Origin of the sequence: Collinsella sp. AM17-1, assembly GCF_003470665.1 — a bacterium.
Taxonomy (GTDB): Bacteria; Actinomycetota; Coriobacteriia; order Coriobacteriales; family Coriobacteriaceae; genus Collinsella.
Genome location: NZ_QRJZ01000019.1, coordinates 300 through 19,800, shown reverse-complemented (window position 1 = coordinate 19,800; position 19,501 = coordinate 300). Strand labels below are relative to the sequence as shown.

The 19,501-nt window shown below is 60.4% G+C and carries 18 protein-coding genes; 12 read left to right on the top strand and 6 right to left on the bottom strand.

All coding sequences use genetic code 11. From position 1 onward, the window contains the following. Positions 1-186: 186 nt before the first annotated feature. Positions 187-1,026 (bottom strand): metallophosphoesterase, encoded by an 840-nt coding sequence (locus tag DW195_RS08360; RefSeq protein WP_117629084.1) that lies wholly within the window; start codon positions 1,024-1,026, stop codon positions 187-189. A gap of 253 nt (positions 1,027-1,279) precedes the next feature. Between DW195_RS08360 and DW195_RS08355 the strand changes: the two genes are divergently transcribed. The 3 genes from DW195_RS08355 to DW195_RS08345 all read left to right on the top strand — a co-directional run bounded on the left by DW195_RS08355 (position 1,280) and on the right by DW195_RS08345 (position 5,469). Then, positions 1,280-2,881, top strand: a complete 1,602-nt coding sequence (locus DW195_RS08355; protein WP_118206443.1) for a potassium/proton antiporter — start codon at positions 1,280-1,282, stop codon at positions 2,879-2,881. A 227-nt stretch (positions 2,882-3,108) separates the two neighbouring features. Beyond that, complete coding sequence (gene serC, locus DW195_RS08350) at positions 3,109-4,233, top strand: 3-phosphoserine/phosphohydroxythreonine transaminase (RefSeq protein WP_118206442.1); 1,125 nt, start codon at positions 3,109-3,111, stop codon at positions 4,231-4,233. A 72-nt stretch (positions 4,234-4,305) separates the two neighbouring features. Continuing rightward, positions 4,306-5,469, top strand: coding sequence for a phosphoglycerate dehydrogenase (locus tag DW195_RS08345; protein ID WP_118206441.1), 1,164 nt, complete (start codon positions 4,306-4,308; stop codon positions 5,467-5,469). Positions 5,470-5,819: 350 nt separating this feature from the next. Here DW195_RS08345 and DW195_RS08340 read toward each other — a convergent pair whose 3' ends face one another. Continuing rightward, on the bottom strand, positions 5,820-6,800 hold the full coding sequence (locus DW195_RS08340; RefSeq protein WP_147356504.1) for a hypothetical protein: 981 nt from the start codon (positions 6,798-6,800) through the stop codon (positions 5,820-5,822). Positions 6,801-7,023: 223 nt separating this feature from the next. On the opposite strand from DW195_RS08340, the gene DW195_RS08335 reads away from it, so the two are divergent. Further along, a complete protein-coding gene (locus tag DW195_RS08335) occupies positions 7,024-8,244 on the top strand; it encodes a M20 family metallopeptidase (RefSeq protein WP_118206439.1) in 1,221 nt (406 codons plus the stop codon). A 39-nt stretch (positions 8,245-8,283) separates the two neighbouring features. Beyond that, a complete protein-coding gene (locus DW195_RS08330) occupies positions 8,284-8,964 on the top strand; it encodes a DUF1015 family protein (protein ID WP_117758349.1) in 681 nt (226 codons plus the stop codon). A 131-nt stretch (positions 8,965-9,095) separates the two neighbouring features. On the opposite strand, the gene DW195_RS08325 is transcribed toward DW195_RS08330, so the two are convergent. The 3 genes from DW195_RS08325 to DW195_RS08315 form a co-directional block, all read right to left on the bottom strand. Next, positions 9,096-9,731, bottom strand: a complete 636-nt coding sequence (locus tag DW195_RS08325) for a histidine phosphatase family protein (protein WP_117862058.1) — start codon at positions 9,729-9,731, stop codon at positions 9,096-9,098. 17 nt (positions 9,732-9,748) lie between these two features. After that, positions 9,749-10,291: a histidine phosphatase family protein gene (locus DW195_RS08320; protein ID WP_055252053.1), complete on the bottom strand. Its 543-nt coding sequence runs from the start codon at positions 10,289-10,291 to the stop codon at positions 9,749-9,751. A gap of 82 nt (positions 10,292-10,373) precedes the next feature. Beyond that, positions 10,374-11,045, bottom strand: a complete 672-nt coding sequence (locus DW195_RS08315; protein WP_158567926.1) for a nitroreductase family protein — start codon at positions 11,043-11,045, stop codon at positions 10,374-10,376. Positions 11,046-11,280: 235 nt separating this feature from the next. On the opposite strand from DW195_RS08315, the gene DW195_RS08310 reads away from it, so the two are divergent. Together DW195_RS08310 and DW195_RS08305 are read left to right on the top strand one after the other, a co-directional pair. After that, positions 11,281-11,883 carry an HdeD family acid-resistance protein gene (locus DW195_RS08310; protein ID WP_118206437.1) on the top strand — a complete coding sequence of 201 codons (603 nt, stop codon included), beginning with the start codon at positions 11,281-11,283 and terminating at the stop codon, positions 11,881-11,883. Then, positions 11,884-12,366, top strand: coding sequence for a DUF188 domain-containing protein (locus DW195_RS08305; RefSeq protein WP_118206436.1), 483 nt, complete (start codon positions 11,884-11,886; stop codon positions 12,364-12,366). Between the two features lie 106 nt (positions 12,367-12,472). On the opposite strand, the gene DW195_RS08300 is transcribed toward DW195_RS08305, so the two are convergent. After that, a complete protein-coding gene (locus DW195_RS08300; protein ID WP_118206435.1) occupies positions 12,473-13,561 on the bottom strand; it encodes a putative manganese transporter in 1,089 nt (362 codons plus the stop codon). A 171-nt stretch (positions 13,562-13,732) separates the two neighbouring features. On the opposite strand from DW195_RS08300, the gene DW195_RS08295 reads away from it, so the two are divergent. The 5 genes from DW195_RS08295 (at position 13,733) to DW195_RS08275 (ending at position 19,360) form a co-directional block, all read left to right on the top strand. Further along, entirely contained in the window at positions 13,733-14,701 is a 969-nt protein-coding gene (locus DW195_RS08295; RefSeq protein ID WP_118206434.1) for a 3'-5' exonuclease, read from the top strand. A 349-nt stretch (positions 14,702-15,050) separates the two neighbouring features. Beyond that, positions 15,051-16,241: a hypothetical protein gene (locus tag DW195_RS08290; RefSeq protein ID WP_118206433.1), complete on the top strand. Its 1,191-nt coding sequence runs from the start codon at positions 15,051-15,053 to the stop codon at positions 16,239-16,241. Positions 16,242-16,660: 419 nt separating this feature from the next. Beyond that, positions 16,661-17,026 carry a helix-turn-helix transcriptional regulator gene (locus tag DW195_RS08285; protein WP_117634970.1) on the top strand — a complete coding sequence of 122 codons (366 nt, stop codon included), beginning with the start codon at positions 16,661-16,663 and terminating at the stop codon, positions 17,024-17,026. A gap of 63 nt (positions 17,027-17,089) precedes the next feature. Beyond that, positions 17,090-17,308, top strand: a complete 219-nt coding sequence (locus tag DW195_RS08280) for a cation transporter (protein WP_089572082.1) — start codon at positions 17,090-17,092, stop codon at positions 17,306-17,308. Between the two features lie 99 nt (positions 17,309-17,407). Next, a complete protein-coding gene (locus DW195_RS08275; RefSeq protein ID WP_199576347.1) occupies positions 17,408-19,360 on the top strand; it encodes a heavy metal translocating P-type ATPase in 1,953 nt (650 codons plus the stop codon). Positions 19,361-19,501: the final 141 nt, after the last annotated feature.

Below are 19,501 nucleotides of genomic sequence, written 5' to 3'. Positions count from 1 at the left end.
ATTTGAAGAAAAGAAACGTCGATGTTTTGGCACCGACAGCGAGCAGTCTCAAAGTGCCCCAGGTTGGCGCGAAAGAGGAGCGACGCGTACTTCCGTACGCGAACGACGGTTTGAGCGACAAGATGGGGTGCTTCGGGGCTGCGCAGCATCAACGTGGCCGCCGTTCGGTAGAACGGCGGAACAAAGTTATTCCCCGGGGCGAATATTCGCGTAGAACTCCGCCCCATCATCGAGCCGCAGGATGCCCACGCGACCGAACTCGGAGCCGGTGGCGGCAGCGCAGTCGATGTCGATGCGATCGGGCACACCGGCGGCATCCTCGCCGCCCAGGCGCACGATCTGCCCGCGGCCCGACTCCTCATCGAGCCCCGCAAGACCACCGACCTCGCAATAACGCCCGAGCGACACCGTTGGCGTGTGACCGCTCACCACGACCGGACCCTTGCCCTCGGCAGAAAGCAGCCCGGTCGGCGCATCCCAATAGCCGTGACGAATCCACAGCAGGTCATCGGCCGACTGCACCGCGAGCATCTGCTGCAGCAGCTCGCGATCGGCACCCACCGCTCCAACGCCATCGGCACAATCGACGCCATGCTCAAGCAAAAACGCGCGCGCCGCCTTCATCTCGATTCCAGCATGTACCAGCAGATACGGGCGCTCCTCGGTCTCGGCCACCGCGTAGAGCGGCAGCGCGGCCATCCATCGCACGAGCTCCTCGTATGCGTCAAATTCCATGTCGTTGAGCTGCTCGCGCGTCGTCCAGCCACCGTTGATATCCCAGGTCTCGGCATCGAGCGGATCCTGGCCAATGATGGCATCGAGCATGATCTGCTCGTGATTGCCCTTGAGCACGCGGGCGTTGGGCAGCGAGCGCACGAGCTTAATAACGCCGACCGGATCGGGCCCGCGATCGATCATGTCGCCCAGCACGTACAGCGTGTCGTCGGACGCCAGCGAAATCTTAGACAGGGCCTCGTCAAGCGCACGCACGTGCCCGTGAGCATCAGATGTCACATAGATCGCCATGGTACGCCTCTCCTTGCATTGCGGCCAAAGCCCGGCGCCGCAACTAAAACTTCAAGTTGAACTTAAACGTTACCCATTGTACTCCGTTGCAATAAAGCTGGAAAGGGTTTCCGAGCAGAGGCAAAGACGGCAGCCGTCTATGACGATATCGCGCACGCCCGCAATCCAACCCCATAAACCCACCATCTTTGGGTACAAATAACCGCAGACAACTAACCGTGCCACGCCAACCACCCAGGAGCGGACACCATCCATGAACCAGATTCTTCTTTTTATCGGCCTCGTCATCATTTTGTGCCTGACCATCAAACCCGTCGGCAAAAAGCTCCCCTTCCCCACCCTGCTTATCTTTATCGCGCTCGGCATGCTGTTGGGCGTCAACGGCCCGGCGCATATCGACTTTAGCGACTACGCACTCACCGAAACCGTCTGCAGCACGGCGCTATTGTTCATCATGTTCTACGGCGGCTTTAACACCAACATAGACCGCGCCAAGCCCGTCGCCGCGCCGGCGGTGCTGCTGAGCACGCTCGGCGTCGTCATCACCGCAGGCATCACCGGCGTGTTCGCCCACTTTGTGCTGGGCTTCGACTGGATCGGCGGCCTGCTGCTGGGATCGGTCGTGGCGTCCACCGACGCGGCCAGCGTCTTTAGCGTTCTGCGCGAGCACAGCCTTTCGCTGAGGGGCGGCACCGACTCGCTGCTCGAGGTCGAATCGGGCTCCAACGACCCCGTCGCCTACATGCTCACCGCCGTGCTCGCGACCCTCGCGGCGGGCGGCAATATCGACATTCCCGTGCTGCTGACCAAGCAGATCATCCTGGGCGTGGGGTTGGGCCTTGCCATCGGCTGGACATCCAGCCGTCTGATTGAGCGCGCACACGCAACGGCCGAAGGCGCGCAGACCATCTTCTTGTTCGCCGTGGCCATCGTCGCCTACGCGCTGCCGAGCTACCTGGGCGGCAACGGCTTTTTGGCCGTATACCTTGCAGGCATTGTGCTGGGCGCAAGCGACATCACCGGTAAGGTCGAGATGGCGCACTTCTTCGACACCCTCACCGAGATGGCAGAGATGACCATCTTCTTCTTGCTCGGCCTGCTCGTAACGCCCGCACGCCTGCCGCAGATGCTGCTGCCGGGCCTGGCGCTCATGGCGTTCATGCTCTTCGTGAGCCGCCCCATCGCCGTCGGCGTGCTCCTAGCGCCCTTTAAGACGAATCCCAGCCAGGTCGCGCTCGTAAGCTGGGCGGGCCTGCGCGGAGCAGCTTCGGTCGTCTTTAGTCTCTTTGCCGTGGTGGCCGGCGTTCCCGGCGGACACGACCTATTTGACCTGGTGTTTGTGATTGCCGCGTCGAGCATCGTGGTGCAGGGCTCGCTGCTGCCGGCGGTGGCGAAGAAGCTCGATATGATCGATGCGACCGGCGACGTGCGCCGCACCTTTAACGACTACCGCGACGAGGACGGCATGTCGTTTGTAAAGCTCAAGGTGGGCGCTGGCCATCCGTTTGCCGGACGCTCGCTCGCGGACATTGGCAGCGCGACGGACATGCTCGTGGTCCTGGTGCTGCGCGACGGGGCGCATCCGGTACTGCCCAATGGCGACACCGTGATCCAGGAAGGCGATCTGCTGGTGATGGCCGCCCCAACGTTCGAAGAGCGTGCCGAGGTTACCCTGCGCGAGGTCACCGTGACTCCCCACGGTCGCCTGGCCGGTCAGCGCCTGCGCGATGTGCCGCAAGGCAAGCATCCGTTTATTGTAGTGATGCTCAAGCGCGACGGCCAAACGATCATTCCCGATGGCAACACCCTAATATACGCCGGCGACGAAGCCGTCATCGCCACGCTCGCGTCGTAGCGGCCAGGGGGGTAGCTAATTTGCGACGAAGAAATCAAGCGCCTAGAGAACCTCATGCCTTCGCTCGCAGATTTGGATTTGCCCGAGGAGTAAAGCACCCCTCCCCCATATAACCATCCTGTAAATCATAGCGGCGCACTCGGGTTTTGCTGTGATTCGGTCGCGCCTGACGCTCCACTGTGCTAAAGTATCCCGAACGTTCAAACGACTACGAGGGGAACTAGAAGATGGCACGTGTGCACAACTTCTCAGCTGGCCCGGCCGCGCTGCCTACAAGCGTGCTCGCCGAGATCGCCGACGAGATGATGGACTACCGCGGTTGCGGCATGTCCGTGCTCGAGATGAGCCATCGATCTAGCATGTACCAGCAGATTATCAACGACGCCGAGGCAACCCTGCGCCGTCTGCTGAGCATCCCCGACAACTACCGCGTCCTGTTTTTGCAGGGCGGCGCCACGCTGCAGTTTGCGGGCATCCCCATGAACCTCATGCGCCGCGGCCGCGCCGGCTACGTCGTGACCGGCAACTTTGCCAACAAGGCGTACAAGGAGGCCGCCAAGTACGGCGAGGCCGTGCTGCTCGCGAGCTCCGAAGACACCAACTTCGACCGCATCCCCGACATGGCCGACATCAACGCGCGTATTGCCGCCGAGGCTGCGGGCGACGGGCTCGACTACGTCTACATCTGCCAGAACAACACCATCTTTGGCACCATGTACCACGAGCTGCCCAATTGCGGCGACGTGCCGCTGGTCGCCGATGTCTCGAGCTGCTTTCTGTCGCAGCCGCTCGACGTTGAGCGCTACGGGCTCATCTACGCCGGCGCGCAGAAAAACGCCGGCGCCGCGGGCGTGACCGTGGTCATCGTGCGCGACGACCTTATCGTCGAAGGCCCGGCCTATGCGCAGACGCCGCAGTACATGGACCTTAAGACCCAAGCCGCCAAGGGCTCCATGCTCAACACGCCCAACACCTTTGGCATCTACGTGTGCGGCAAGGTGTTCCACTGGGTCGAGGAGACCGGCGGACTTGCCGCCATGGCCGAGCGCAACTGGGCCAAGGCCAACCTGCTCTATGATCTACTCGAGCTCAGCGAGCTGTTCCATGGCACCGCGCAGGCCGATAGCCGCTCCATCGCCAACGTCACCTTCCGTACCGGCGATGCCGAACTCGACGCGGCCTTCGTTGCGGGCGCGGCAGAGCACCAGATCCAAAACGTCAAGGGTCATCGCCTCGTCGGCGGCATGCGCGCCAGCGTGTACAACGCCGTCACCATGGAAGACGTGCAGGCACTGGCCACGTACGTGAAGGACTTCGAAGCGCAGCATAGTTTGAGTCCGCGATCTAACTAGCCCGCAACCCGCGGGCCGACCAGCCACTTCAAACCACCCTGCTTAGATCAAAACCTGCTAAGGAGTTTTTCCATGCGTAAGATTAAGACCATCGACGACATCACTAAAGACGGCAAAGTCGAGTTTGGCGAGGGCTACGAGTTTGTGGGCACCGCCGAGGAGGCCGACGCTATCCTGATGCGCTCCACCGACCTGCACGGCTACGAGCTGCCCGAGGGCATCCGCGCCATCGCCCGCTGCGGCGCCGGCGTCAACAACATCCCCGTCGAGGAGTACGCCAAGAAGGGCGTCGTCGTCTTTAACTCCCCCGGTGCCAACAGCAACGCCGTCAAGGAGCTCGTCCTGGGCATGCTGGTGCTTTCGAGCCGCGGCGTCGTGCAGTCGATGAACTGGGTGCGCGACAACGCCGACGACCCCGATATCCAAGTCGACGCCGAGAAGGCCAAGAAGGCCTTTGTGGGTCGCGAGCTCAAGGGCAAGCGCATTGGCGTCATCGGCCTGGGCAACGTGGGCTCCAAGGTCGCCAACGCCTGTGTCGATCTGGGCATGGACGTCTACGGCTACGACCCGTTCATTTCCGTCGAGCACGCGTGGGTGCTGAGCCGCGAGGTGCAGCGCGTGGGCACGCTCGAGGATCTGTGCCGCGGCTGCGACTACCTCACCGTGCACGTGCCCAGCAAGGCCGACACCATCGGTATGATCAGCACCGAGCAGATTAACCTGCTAGCGCCCGACGCCGTGCTCATCAACTACGCGCGCGAGACCATCATTGACGAGGACGCCGTCGACGCCGCCCTGCGCGAGGGCAAGCTCAGCTGGTTTAGCTGCGACTTTGCCACGCCCAAGACCGTCAAGATGCCCAATACGTTTATCACCACGCATTCGGGCGCCGGCACCGGCGAGGCCGAGGCCAACTGCGCCGACATGGCCATCAGCGAGCTCAAGGATTACCTGGAAAACGGCAACATCGCGCACAGCGTCAACTACCCCGCCTGCAGCATGGGCAAGGCGCGCGCCGCAAGCCGTATTGCCTGCCTGCATGCCAACGTGCCCAACATGATCGGCCAGATCACGGCCATTCTCGCCAAGGACAACGCCAATGTGCAGCGCATGACCAACGAGTCCGCTGGCGAGAACGCCTACACCATGTTCGACACCGATGAGCACCTGAACGGCAGCACGATCGAGGCGCTCAAGCAGATTCCGTCGATGTATCGCGTGCGCGTGATTAAATAGCGCCGGTGCCAAGCCTGCCAGACAGACCACGAAGCCCATTCGCCCCCCCGTTTTCACGAAACGGGGGGGCGATTTTGTTGCTCCGGACGACTTTAAAATGATACCCAGAACAAGTTTTTTCAGATAATCGATAGTGAGGCTCCAGTCGCTAAGCACACCCGCTTTGATAAACAGCTTTATCAGGGACTTTAGTAGGTAAAAATCGATCTCTATGTGCCGAATGTAAGTTGACTGTCGATTTTCCGAAACAACTTATTCTAGATAGCATTTTTAAGGCCCCTCCAAGGCAAAATCGAAGCCTTTTTTGCGACCAAAACTCTAGTCCGCGCGACCGTTTTCCACCCGCGCGGCTACATTCCTGCCCAATCGATAAAAATCTCCTCACGAAGCCGCCGTTCGAGCTCCTGCTGTCGCGGCGTCTTGTCTTTCAGCGGCACATCGAGATAGGCCATGATGAGCTCCATCACCACGCGGAAGGCATCGGAGTCGGCCAGCTGACCATAGGTCATCAGAATGACGGGATATCCCATCGCTTGCAGCGCCGTCGTTCGATCGGAGTCCGAAATCTTGGATTCTATGGATCCGTGAATGGCTTTACCTTGGCATTCAACCAGACACTCTCTGCTGCCGTCCTTATTTGCCAGCAGGATATCGGCATAGCGCCTATCAAGCCCCGAAATCAGGCGGGCGCTGCGCGTCATACGAATCTCAACGTTATTGGTAAGGCGCAGCCCTTCGCCGCCGCGCAACCTCGTAAGGCCAAACAGCATCGAAGCCTGGACCTCGAGCGGCGATGCTGCCACCCCCGTAATGCATTTCGCGGCTCGTATGAACGATTTAGCGCCGCGGAGCCCCCGGACCTTATCGACGAACTCTGTAAGCTCAGAGAGCTCGATCAAGGGAGGTCGTTTCCACAAGTCCGTTGGATTCCCCGAGACATCCTTTACGTTTTCCCAGCCCGACCGTGCGTCACTCCATCGGCTCCCATATGCCTGCTCAAGTGCCGACTTTACCTGAGGCGCAATCTTGCACACGGCAAAGGTGCCGCACATCTCATACATGCACATGATTAGACGCTCGTTTGAGACCGAGGAAGCCAGGGTCAGCAGGGTAAAGAGCGGGGACGCGACATCGAGGCCAAACTCCGTCTGCCGCACGGAATCAAACGGCCTCTCCCCGTTCCAAACATGCCTGACAATGCGATCGCCCTTGCGCCCGCAGACGCCCCGCGCCAACACGTGTAACGGGGTGCCCAGGAAATGCTTGACGAGCGGATGCTCACATAGGTGCTCCCTGCGCGGATCGTCCGCAGAATCGGGCAGGTCCGGCATTATTGCCAAGACCTGTGGGGGTATCCGGTGATACCGAAAGGCAGATATGTCGCACAGCATGTCGTCCATGAAGGGTACGTACCCACCGCGTCGTTTGTAAACCCGCCTGGACGGCAAACGCGCTGGCTCGGCCTGCGAACGGTAAATACCGCTGCGCGCACGCCGCGGATCTCTCAAGAGGCTTACAATCGGTTTGGAAAGCAGACTGATTGTGAGGTTGCATATGGTTGATGAGGACTTTGCCTGGCGGCTTGCGCAGGAGCTCGTGCGGATCGACAGCTCAGACCCGGGCGCGTATGAGGATGAAATTGAGCGGTATATCAAAGCGCTGGTTGAGGCTCAGCTGGAGCGGTTGAGTCATCCGGTGCTCCATGCCGTGCAGGTTGAGGAACTCGAGGTGCTCCCCGGACGCCGCAACCTTATGATTACCATACCGGGCGTGAGCGACGAGCCGCGGCTGGTCTATATCTGCCACATGGATACCGTCACCTTGGGCGACGGCTGGGATACAGGCATTCCGCCGCTCGGAGCAATCGTGCGTGACGATAAACTCTATGGCCGCGGTGCCTGCGATATGAAGGGTGGCCTGGCCTGCGCCATTTCCGCACTGTTCCATACGCTCGAGCGCATGACGGCAAGCGGTGAGCTGCCCCGACGTGGCTTTTCGCTCATCTGCTCGGTCGACGAGGAAGACTTTATGCGTGGCTCCGAGGCGGCCATTGATGCCGGCTGGGTCGGTTCGCGCGAATGGGTGCTGGACACCGAGCCCACCGACGGACAGATCCAGGTGGCGCACAAGGGGCGCACATGGTTCGAGATTGAGATGGCAGGCGTCACGGCGCACGCGAGCCAGCCTTGGAAGGGCGCCGACGCCGTCGCCGCCATGGCAGAGGTCGTCTGCGCGTTGCGCCGCGCGTTCATGGCGCTGCCCGTACACGATGAGCTGGGGCCATCGACCATCACGTTTGGACAGATCGAGGGCGGCTACCGCCCCTATGTCGTGCCCGACCATGCCAAGGTCTGGGTCGATATGCGCCTGGCCCCGCCGACTGATACGGCCGCCGCGACGCGCATGGTAGAGCAGGCCATCGCCGGCGCCGAAGCCGCGGTCCCCGGCTGCCATGGAAGCTATACCGTGACAGGCGACCGCCCCGCCATCGAGCGCGATCCAAGCTCTCCCCTTCTGGCTGCACTCAAGCGTGCCGCCGATGACGTGACGGGCACAGACACGACCGTCGGCTTCTTTACCGGCTACACCGACACTGCCGTCATTGCCGGCAAGACAGGCAACCGCAATTGTATGAGCTACGGCCCCGGCTCGTTGGCGCTCGCGCACAAGCCCAACGAGTATGTGCCCCATGCCGATATCGTTCGCTGCCAAAACGTGCTCATCGCGCTTGCCGATCACACGCTCTGGGACGCAAGCGGCCAAGTTGGGGCATAATAAGCCGCGAACAAACCGACTCGCGCGTTAGGACCGCCCATGAAAGCACTTCCGTTTCCCTGCATCCGCCCAGCTCAGGACCGCGTGCTCGAGGCGCTGCCTGCGATGGGCGGTATCCTGAGCGGCAACGACGCCCTGCGCGGCGCCATTGCTGACGGCCTAATGCTCAAGGATCCAGGCGCGGCGTATTACGTGTACGAGTGTTCGGGAGAGCTGGGACGCGTGACGGGCGTTGTGGCAATTTGCCCGGTTGGTGTACTGACGGACGACAACGCGTCCTCCGCAGATGCGGCCGCAGCCGCCCGCGCAATCGCCGAGCTTAAGGTGCAGCCTCGCCCTGTAACGCTCGCCTACGAAGCCTCGCCCGTCATGGATATCATCCTCGGCGCCGCCAAAGAAGGCGCGTCGCTCTATGCCGTCACCGACCCCGCCGGCATTACGCACCGTGTGTGGGAGGTCAAGCGCGAGGACGCCGTTGCTGCCATCCGTGCCATGCTCGATCAGGCACCCGACCCCGTGTTCGCCGGTGACTCCGCCTATGCCGCCGCACTGGCTGGGGCATCGCAGATTCTGGCCGATGAGGCCCGTGCCGCCGGAACGTACACCGGCAAAGAGCCGTTCAACTTTGCCGTAGCTGCGCTCTTCCCCGCCGCGCAGGTCAGCGGCGGCGCGCCGCAGGTTCCGACGGGTCTGCTCACTCACCAGATCTCACGGTTCTAGCGGACTCAAACGCGAAGCTGGAAAACCCAGCATCCAAACAAACAAGGGGCGGGGATGCAATGCCCGTGCATGCATCCCCGCCCCTTTCGCATCAAACAATTTCGCCGGCAAACCGCGCCGCAACGCCAGCGCTACCCGCGCTGCGGGCCTACTGCCGCTACAAGCGGTTCAAGCCCCAGCTCGCGCGCGTAATCCTCCTGCGTAAAGACTTCGACCAACTCAAACGTGTCGGATTCGTCGTCAAACGCAAAGTGCAGCACCGAGCAGTTGCCCGGCACGCGATCGCGCTCGTCGGCCGCCGCACCCTTCACGTGATCCATAAACTCCTTGATAGCCGAGCCATGGCTTACCGCGAGCACACACGTATGGTCCGGACGCTGCATGAGTTCGGTCAGCGTCGCCACCATGCGCTCGCGCACCTGGATCTGGCCCTCGCCGCCAAATTGACGATAGAAATCGCGCCACGGGCGCTCGGGCATAAGCATCACGCGCTCGGCCTCAAAGTCGCCAAAGAACCACTCACGCAGGCCGTCCAGGCGCTCGTACGCCAAGCCCGGCCACAAGTTGGCGATAGTCTGCTCGGTGCGATGAAGCGTGGAGGTGTAGGCATGATCGGGCTCAATGCCGCGCGCACGTAAAAACATGCCGGCGCGCGCCGCCTGGTCGCAACCCAACTGCGTAAGCGGCGAGTCACTCCACCCCTGAATGATACGCTTAAGGTTGAATATCGTCTGTCCATGACGGACCAGATACAGATCTTTATTCATAGGGGTCCTTTCGTTCGTTACCAACCCAAGAGCGAAAACGCCCCGTCGCAATAGCCAAAATGAAGCACGGCACCGTTGTCGGGTAGCTCTCCCCCGCCAGTCACATACTCAAGAAACTCCTGGCAGGCTGAGCCGTGGGAAACCGCCAGCACGCAGTCGTGCTGCGGCCGGGCCATAATACGGGACAGCGCCGCGACCATGCGCGACTGAAGCTGCACTTCCGACTCGCCGCCAAAGGCCACCGGATAATCGCCCCAGGGCTGCGGCGGCATCTCGCGATTTGATGTGCCCTCCAGCGAGCCAAAATGCCACTCACGCAGGTCATCGACCAGCTCAATGGAACGGCCCTCGCCAACGATAAGCTCGGCCGTATGCCGCGCCCGGCCCAACGGCGAGGAATACACATGATCAAAGGCCACGCCACGCGCCGCAAACGCCGTACGCGCCGTCAGCGCCTGCTCGCGCCCGCGCGCCGTAAGCGGCGAATCGTGCCAGCCCTGCAAAATGCTCTGCACATTGAGCTCAGTCTGCCCATGCCGCACCAAATACAGATCTGCCACACGCTCTCCCCTCGTACCACCACAAAGGGGACAGGCACCTTTGTGGTGGTTTACCGTCTGATCACGCCGCGGTGACGCTCAGCTACACCAGCACGTCGGCGAGCGGGCGCTTGGGTACGTGGTGCACCTGCGCATCGTCACGCCAGTAATTAATTGAGCCGTCGGGGTTGGAATCGATCGCATCGATCATCTGCGTCTCGGCCGGCACGCCAAAAGCCATGATCAGCTTGAGCTCATACTTGTCGTTATCGAGCCCCATAGCATCGATCGCGTGGGGCGTAAAGGCCTTGAACATGCAGGCTGCCACCTCGGGCGTGGCGCTGCGAGCGGCGAGCATCATCGTCTGCGCGGCAATGCCCGTGTCGACCTCGGTGATGGGCGCGGCGGGCTTACCCGGAACAGCGCGCTCGGCAAGAATCGCGATGTAGCCGGTCGGACGCTCGCCCTCGGCAGGACCCGGCCAATCCTTGAGCGCACCGGCCCATGCAAGCTCGTCAAATACACGCGCGCAGTCCTCTGCACCGCTTACCACATGAAAACGCAGACGCTGAGCATTGGCACCGCAGGGAGCCAGGTGCGCCAGTTCCGCCAGCTCGAGCAAAAACTCGCGCGGCACGCGCATGGACTCGTCAAAGCGACGGCACGTACGGGCACGACGGACCAGCGCATCAAACGCTTCCAGACCGAGCTTTTCGCAGCCCTGCTTTGCCATCGATTCTGCGCTTACCGGCGCTGCGGGAACTGCTTCGTTCATAGGGACCCCCAATTCAAGCCAATTGTCTTTAGGAAAATCTAACCTAAAACGTAGGCAATAACGAACAGGGCTGCAATGTTCTACACCTGTTGAATAGAAAATCGCGACGTGGGGAACAACGGAAACAATTCGGGACCTTTGGGTTACGTTTCGCCCTCCCCGACCCATACGCCAGCGCCTTTAAGCGATACTGGTTGTAACGATCAAGGCTTACGCCGCACGGAAAGGAGACATTATGGGCATCTTTAAGAACGATGACCAAAAATCGAGCCAGTTTGGATTTGACGAGAAAAGCATGGCGGGCAAAGCCGTCAAGGCCGTACGCTGGATCTACGCCATCACGGGCGTCTTAGCACTCATTGCTGGTATCGTGCTGCTTTTTGCACCCGCCAAGTCCCTCGTCTTTTTGACGACCGTCCTGGGTTTTTACTTTGTAATCACTGCTGCCATCAGACTGTTCACTGCCATTTTTGAGCCGCTGCTGCCCACCGGCTGGCGCGTGACGAGCATCATCTCCAACCTACTCATTATCTTGGGCGGCGTCATAATCCTGCGCAACCAGGCCTTCTCGACCGCGACGCTCACCACGATGGTGGTTATCGTGGCCGGCTTTGGCTGGATTGTCGAAGGTGTCATGTCCATTCTGGAGTCCGAGCTTTCGTCCAACCGCGCCCTCGCCATCCTGAGCGGCGCACTTTCCATCATCGCCGGCATGTTCGTGTTTATCTATCCGCTGTGGTCGGCCAAGATGCTCGTCATCTTTAGCGGCGCCGCGCTGCTGGTGTTTGGCGTAACGCTGATTGTTCGCGCTATTCAATTTGGCAAACTGGTGCGCTAGATGCCACGAACGCTCTTTATTGATGCAGACGCCTGCCCGGTCACGCGCGAGTCGATTGACTGCGCGCGGCGGGCGGGCGTCGCCGTTGTTATCGCCGGCAACAGCACGCAAAACCTGGAACGGCACATTCGCCGCGACGACCCGCGCGATGCCGAGCACGCGCGACGCGGCTTTTGGGTCACGACGCTCGACGTGAGCGTGGGCGCCGACAGCGCCGACTTTGCCATTGTCGAACGCCTGCAGGCGGGCGACGTGGTCGTGACGCAGGACATTGGCTTGGCGAGCATGGTGCTCGGGCGCAATGCCGCCGCTATCGGTGTGCGCGGGCGCGTCTACGACAAAGCAACCATCGACATGCAGCTGTTTATTCGCCACGAGGAAAAGAAGGTGCGCCGCGCCGGCGGACGCACTCGCGGACCGGCGGCATTTACCAGCGAAGACCGCGCCCGCTTTAAACGCAACCTCACCGAGTTGCTGCACTAACCAAGGTAGGTTTTTGGGACATGTCCGGAAATCTACCTATTTGTTTTGGCGGCGGGGAATGCCCTGGTCACAGAGGTAGATCGTAAGACATGTCCCAATAATCTACTTAAAGGCCAACGGCGGAGAGGATGAGGCCCCAGCCAGCGCCGATGACGTACATCATGATCAGGAACACGGCATTTTCGCGGGCGCTGCGGTTGGTGCGGAACAGCACCAGATAACCCACGCCGGCGGAAATGAGCGTGCCGGCGAGCATCGGGGCCAGCTGCAGCGCGCCTTCCAGGTACAGTTGCGTGATGACGACGCTGGCCGAGCAGTTGGGGATCAGGCCGACGAGTGCCGAGCCCAGGACCGCAAGCGTCTCGTTGCCGCGCAGGAACTGCTCGATTGCGGACTCGCCGAACGTCTCGAGCACGGCAACCAGAATCAGCGTCACCAGGAAAATGAATACCGATACCTGCACGGTGTGGGAGATGGCGCTGCGGATAATCGACAGGACAGGCGTCCCTTCGTGGGAATGGGAGTGACCGTGACCATCATGGTGTTCATATTCGCCCTCATGACCGTGATCGTGGCCATGTCCGTGTTCGTGCTCGTCCTCGTCTTCATCACAACCGCAATGGTCGCGCTCGCACAGCTCGTGGATGTGGTCGGCGCTCACGCCCGCCTCGGCCACCTCGTCGATGATGTCACCGCCAGTGTGGTCGTCGTGCGCGCAATTCACGTGGGCCGGGTTGGCCGCGGTTCCCAGCACGGTGCGGCGAATCGCCGCATGCGCGCGAGCGTTACGACGCAGGCCGCGAATGGCGGCGTCCACGATAAAGCCCGTGACCAGCGCGATCAGTGCCTTCGAAGCCAAAAGCATCGCCATGGTCTGCACGGGCACCTGCTCGGCGAGCAACAGCGGCAGCATCTCATCGGAGGTCGAAAGGAACACCGCCACCAACGTGCCCAAGGTCACGACACGACCGGCGTACAGTGTGGCCGCCATTGCCGAAAAGCCGCACTGCGGCACCATGCCCAGCAGCGAGCCAACCACGGGACCCGTGGCGCCGGCGCGCTTGATGGCCCCGTTAACGCGGTCGCCCGCGACGTGCTCCAAGGTCTCGAGGGCCAGATACGTCACCAACAAAAACGGCACCAGCGACAGCGTGTCCTTGCCGGCGTCGAGCAAAATATCAATCAGCAAATCCATGAAGGATGGAACCTTTCGTGTCTTTCGGCAGCATTGTAAAAGTCCTAGCGGTCAACTAGGGTATTGTAGTTGTCCCGGGCGCGGTGCCAATAGTTGCCCATGGTAAACTATCATCTCGCCACAACTCAGTAACCCCGAGCCGCGCGACGCGGCCCGTCCAAGGAGCAGCCTATGAACGTTTCGCAAGCACTCGAATACGAACGCCAACCGTTTATCCCTATGTTTATCTATGGCGATCACGGCGCCATGGAGTCCGAGCGCCAGAAGGGCGAAGAGGCCCTCAAGGTGCTCGAGACCGAGTATTTTACTGCCGAGGACGACCCCGGCTTCGACTTTGCCACCGTGCGCGACCTGGCCGACCGCAACCGCGACCTTTGCGACCAGATTGGCGAGGCACGCCTGCGCAATGTGACGCCCGCGACGCTCTCGCGCGGCCTGTCCGACGCCGACACCTGCGCCGCCATCGGCAAAATGCAAAAGCGCACCGCCGCGTCCGTTATGCGCGAGATCCGCGGTGACCGCGACGCGCTCGGCGTGGCCTACGCCCGCAAGCCCATCCAGGGCACCGTGCTCGGTGTCGACATCGAGACCACCGGCCGTGCACCCGAACGCGGCTATATCATCAACGTGGGCTGGGAGATCATGGAGCTCACCAGCGACGCCGTCCCGCACGACGCCGAGGCACACTACTGCGGCCTGCCCGACATCTACCGCGGCGAGGATGTACCGCTGTCGAATATCCACCACATCACCTGGGACGACATCGACGGCAAGAAGCCGTTCCGCGAGAACAAGGAGCTGCAGAAGCAGCTGCTCAAGCTCATGAAGAAGTACCCGTACATGGCACACAACGCCGCGTTTGAGGACAGCTGGTTCAAGATCCACCTGGACGGCTACGCCGAGGCACGCCGCGCCGGTAAGATCATCGTCATCGACTCGCGCCAGATCTGCCGCAGCCTGGATGCCGACGTCCGCTCGCTCCCCCGCGAGTCCGCCCCCGCCGCGCTCGAGAACTGGGCACGCCGTCGCGGCACCCTCGCGCCCGACGCCAACGAGCAGCACCTGGGCCTCGACGACACCGACCTCATGCTCCGCACGGTACAGGCCGAGTTCAACCTCAAGAACCTATTCGCGAAATAGCAACGCCTGCGACAAACACTACTTGCTCACGAGCGGCCTCGCAGCGGGAAACACCGCAGCGGGGCCGCCCTACGTTCCACAGATAGATCTGCCATCACAAATACTGAACCCTCATTTTGAACGATTTCGGCCAATTCCCGACACGTAATTCGTTGTCGGATGGTGATGCATCGATATCAAATGTGCAGCAATTGAGTTTTTATATGCTATAGCTAAGCTGCGAGAACATTGATTTTAGGCGTGCCAGCCCATAATCGCGTCAAGCTTTTGGACAGCATTTGGTTAGGCCCCTAAAACGGCTTTCCCACTCAGCGCCATCAACACGGCATTAGCTGACACGATATATACCATGAGTATCGTATTGTCACATACCACTGCAAAAGCGGTCTACCAGGCCGCGCATTCGGCGTCTGCGAAAGACACCGAGCCCTGTAACCCTGCCGCGATTTACGGATCATGTCCCACCGGAACGCTCCTTGACGCAGCCGCAGAATGGCTCACCAAACACGATGTTTCCCTTGACGCAAATGATTGCCTCGAAGTAATGGTGTTTGATCGCAGGAATGCGCGCTATGCAATGAACTGTCAATGCCACGTTTCGTCAAAACGATTCTCGAGCTCACGCTTTATAGAGCTCAAAGATGGCATCTTCATTGTTGGCGTTGAGCTTTGCGCACTTCAGGCCGCCACCTATCTCCCTTTTCGCGAACTGGTGGAGTACTACTTTGAATTGTGCGGCGCTTACTCCCTTGGAACCGGCTCTGCCACCTCGTATAACGAGCGTTTCGTGCTCACCTCGACCGAAAGGTTAAAACAGTTCTTTAATTCCATTACCAGATGCGACGGTCTGGCCCTTGCCCGAAAGGCGATCCAATGTGTGCGCGACGGATGCCGGTCTCCTATGGAAACGGCCTTTGTCATGATGCTAACGCTGCCTAAAAGCGAAGGAGGGCTTGGTATTAAGGGAATTGAGACCGATTGCGAGGTGCAGGTCACCGCTGCCGCAAAGAATCTCACGAGACGCAAAAAGTTCTTTATGGATGCGTATCTAAAGAAATCTCGCACAGACATTGAATACAACGGGTTTTATCATGACGCGGAAGAAGACCGCGCCATCGATGAGGAGCGCAAGAATGCGCTTGCGTCCATGGGATACGGAATCATCACCGTCAGTCGTTATTCCTTTATGCATGCCAGCGCTTTCGTTAGGGTCATGGAGGTGATCCAACGGAAAGAGGGCATACGCCCCTCGCGTCTGCCAAAAGACTTTCAAATCATGCAAGAGGACCTGAGACAGTTTGTGCTCAGAAGGTTTATAGAAGAGAAAAAGCGAATTCAGAAGCAGCTTCGCCAGGATTCCGAAGATCGTCAACGAATCGACCTCGAAAAAGCAACACTCGAAGGCATCACGCTGGATGACCCGACAATAAATGAAGTTCCGGCAATCGATGACATGCAGACTGTCGAATCCGACAGCCCATCATTTGCCCAAATAAGCAGCCTCACGCCCGAGGGCAGAATCTTCGGGGCCGGAAGCTAGACCGGCTAACAAGGTGGGTACCCTAGCGATGTGCAAAATTGCGAGTATTCAGCAGGGTCGGCCTTCCAGCACCCACAAGTTAATCCAAATGAGAAACAAAAACGCTATCGAACGGGAACGTTAGGCAACATTTGAGGAAGACCTTGTCTGTCTACCGCCCTTGGATAACTCTTGAGCGGCTTTATTTGGCCTGGAATAGATTAACGGACCCCCTATAGTTGCAGAATACTCCAATTTTTGCACGGCGCGGGGGCACCCACCCCGGCATCGGCTATCAAAACCGCTCAGTCCGGAATCTCGTCCACTATTCCCCATCATTTTGTGCGACGAATTACCTGAACGTCATTGACATATGAACATGCGCTCATATAATCGGAAGTAAATTATATGAGCGCATGTTCATATGAAAGGATATTGCAATGAGCATCCGCGTTGATGAAACGAAACCCGACATCGAGGCCACCGAGCCCGTGATCCCCACCAGCTGCTCGCCCGAGGACCTTCCCGACGAGGAGCTGTTGTACGACCTGGCCGACCTGTTCAAGGTCTTCAGCGACACCACACGCATCAAGATCCTCTATGCCCTCATGGGCCGCGAGCTCTGCGTGGCTGACATCGCCGAAGCGACCGCAACCTCGCAGTCGGCAGTATCGCACCAGCTGCGCACGCTTAAGCAGTCGCACCTGGTCAAGTTCCGCCGCGACGGCCGCAACATTCTCTACTCGCTCGCCGACGATCACGTCTACACCATGCTTAACCAGGGCATGAGCCATATCTGCGAATAGCAATCAACCACGGTATCAGCGCGGCCGGCACCCAGACCGCTAACACAGGGAAAGGAACCCACCATGAAAAAGCAGTTCAAGCTCGACGAGATCGATTGCGCCAACTGCGCGCGCGAGCTTCAGGACGAACTTGCCAAGCTCGAGGGCGTCAAGTCCGTTTCGGTCAACTTTATGACCCAGAAGCTGACGCTCGAGGCCGACGACGCCAAGTTCGACGAGGTCCTGGATCGCGTCGTTGAGTTCACCGCCGACGCCGAGCCGGACTGCGAAATCATTCTCTAACCCGCGCATACGTTGACCTGCAAGGCCGCGCTTGCCGCGGCCTTTGCTCGCGAAATTATATGAGCAAGTGTTCATACACTCAAATGGGAGGTTTGAATCATGGCAGCCGCCGATCCCAAAAAGAAAAAGAAGAAGCGCAAGAAGAAAGAGTCCCTTGAGCACAAGCGCAACCGCATCCTGGTAGCACTGGGCGTTTTTGCCGTTGTTTATGCCCTCGACGAGCTCGGCGCCCTCACTATCGCATTTGGGGAGCCCGGCAACATCTACGCCAGCTTCGCGCTGTTCCTCGTGCCGTTTTTGATTGCCGGCTACGACGTACTGCAAAAGGCATTCAATAACATCCGACGCGGCAAGGCCTTCGACGAGAGCTTCCTCATGGCCGTCGCGACCATCGGCGCGTTTGCCATGGTGCTCTTCCCCGATACCGACCCGCACATGGCCGAAGGCGCTGCCGTCATGCTGTTCTACCAGGTCGGCGAGCTGTTCCAGGCATACGCCGTGGGCAAGAGCCGCAAGTCGATCAGTGCCATGATGGACATCGCGCCCGACTATGCTAACGTCGAGCAGCCCGACGGCACGCTCGAGCAGGTCTTCCCCGATGACATCGCCGTCGGCACCGTGATCGTGGTCAAGCCCGGCGAGCGCGTGCCTATCGACGGCATCATCGTCGAGGGCGAGACGCAGCTCGACACCGCCGCACTCACGGGCGAGTCAGTCCCCCGCCCCGCCAAGTCCGGCGACGATATCATCAGCGGCTGCATCAACATGACGGGCCTCATCCACGTGCGCACCACCAAGCCGTTTGGCGAATCCACCGTCGCGCGCGTCCTGGAACTCGTAGAGAATGCCAGCGAAAAGAAGGCGCGCACCGAGAACTTCATCACGCGCTTCGCCCGCGTCTACACGCCCGCCGTCACTGGCGCTGCCGCGGTGCTCGCGCTTGGCGGCGGCCTGGTGACTGGCGCTTGGTCCGATTGGATCCTGCGCGGCCTGACCTTCCTGGTCGTCAGCTGCCCGTGCGCCCTCGTGATCAGCGTACCGTTGAGTTTCTTTGGCGGCATCGGCGGCGCGTCCAAGCTGGGCGTTCTCATCAAGGGCTCCAACTACCTCGAGACGCTCGCCGACGTGGACACCGTCGTCTTCGACAAAACGGGCACCCTCACCAACGGCACGTTCTCAGTCGTCGCGGTGCACCCCGAGGCTGGCTATACCGAGCAGTCGCTGCTCGAAGTCGCAGCCCTTGCTGAATCGTTCTCTGATCACCCCATCGCGCAGTCCGTGCGCGACGCCTACCAGGGCGAGGTCGACCCCAAGCGCGTGAGCGACTCCGCCAACGACGCGGGCCACGGCGTGACGGCAACCATCGACGGCAAGCACGTCGTCGTCGGCAACGCCAAGATGCTCGCCGCTGCCGGCGTTGAAGCACCGGACTGTGAGGTTGCCGGCACAATCCTCCACGTGCTCGTGAACGGCGTGTATGTCGGCCACATCGTGATTGCAGACACCGTTAAGGCCGATGCCGAGCAAACGATTCGCGACCTGCATGCCGCCGGTATCAACCGAACCGTCATGCTCACGGGCGACCGCGAGGAGGTTGCAGCGTCTGTGGCCAAGCAACTCGGTCTCGACGAGTTCCACGCGCAGCTCCTGCCGGGCGACAAGGTCGAGCGCGTTGAGGCGTTGCTCGCGGCCGAAAGTGGCAAGGGCAAGCTCGCCTTTGTCGGTGACGGCATCAACGACGCGCCTGTGCTTACGCGCGCCGACGTGGGCATTGCCATGGGCGCCATGGGCTCCGACGCCGCGATCGAGGCCGCCGACGTGGTGCTGATGGACGACAAGCCGTCCAACATTTCCCGCGCGATCCGCGTGGCGCGCAAGACCATGTCGATTGTTTGGCAGAACATAATCTTTGCGCTGGGCATTAAGCTGCTGATCCTTGTGCTGGCAGCGCTGGGTATCGCCAATATGTGGCTTGCCGTCTTTGGCGACGTAGGCGTGGCGATCATCGCCATCCTGAACGCCATGCGCGCGATGGGTGTCAAGAACCTGTAGCGCCTGTGGTCCCACCGGCCGGGGCCGGGCTTGGTTTTGAAAACGTCCTCGACCAATGAATCGCCCCCGTTCTGCTCCTTCGGAGCTACGAACGGGGGCGATTCTGGTCTGACGCTCCTATTTGGCAAGGTGTTTTTTAGA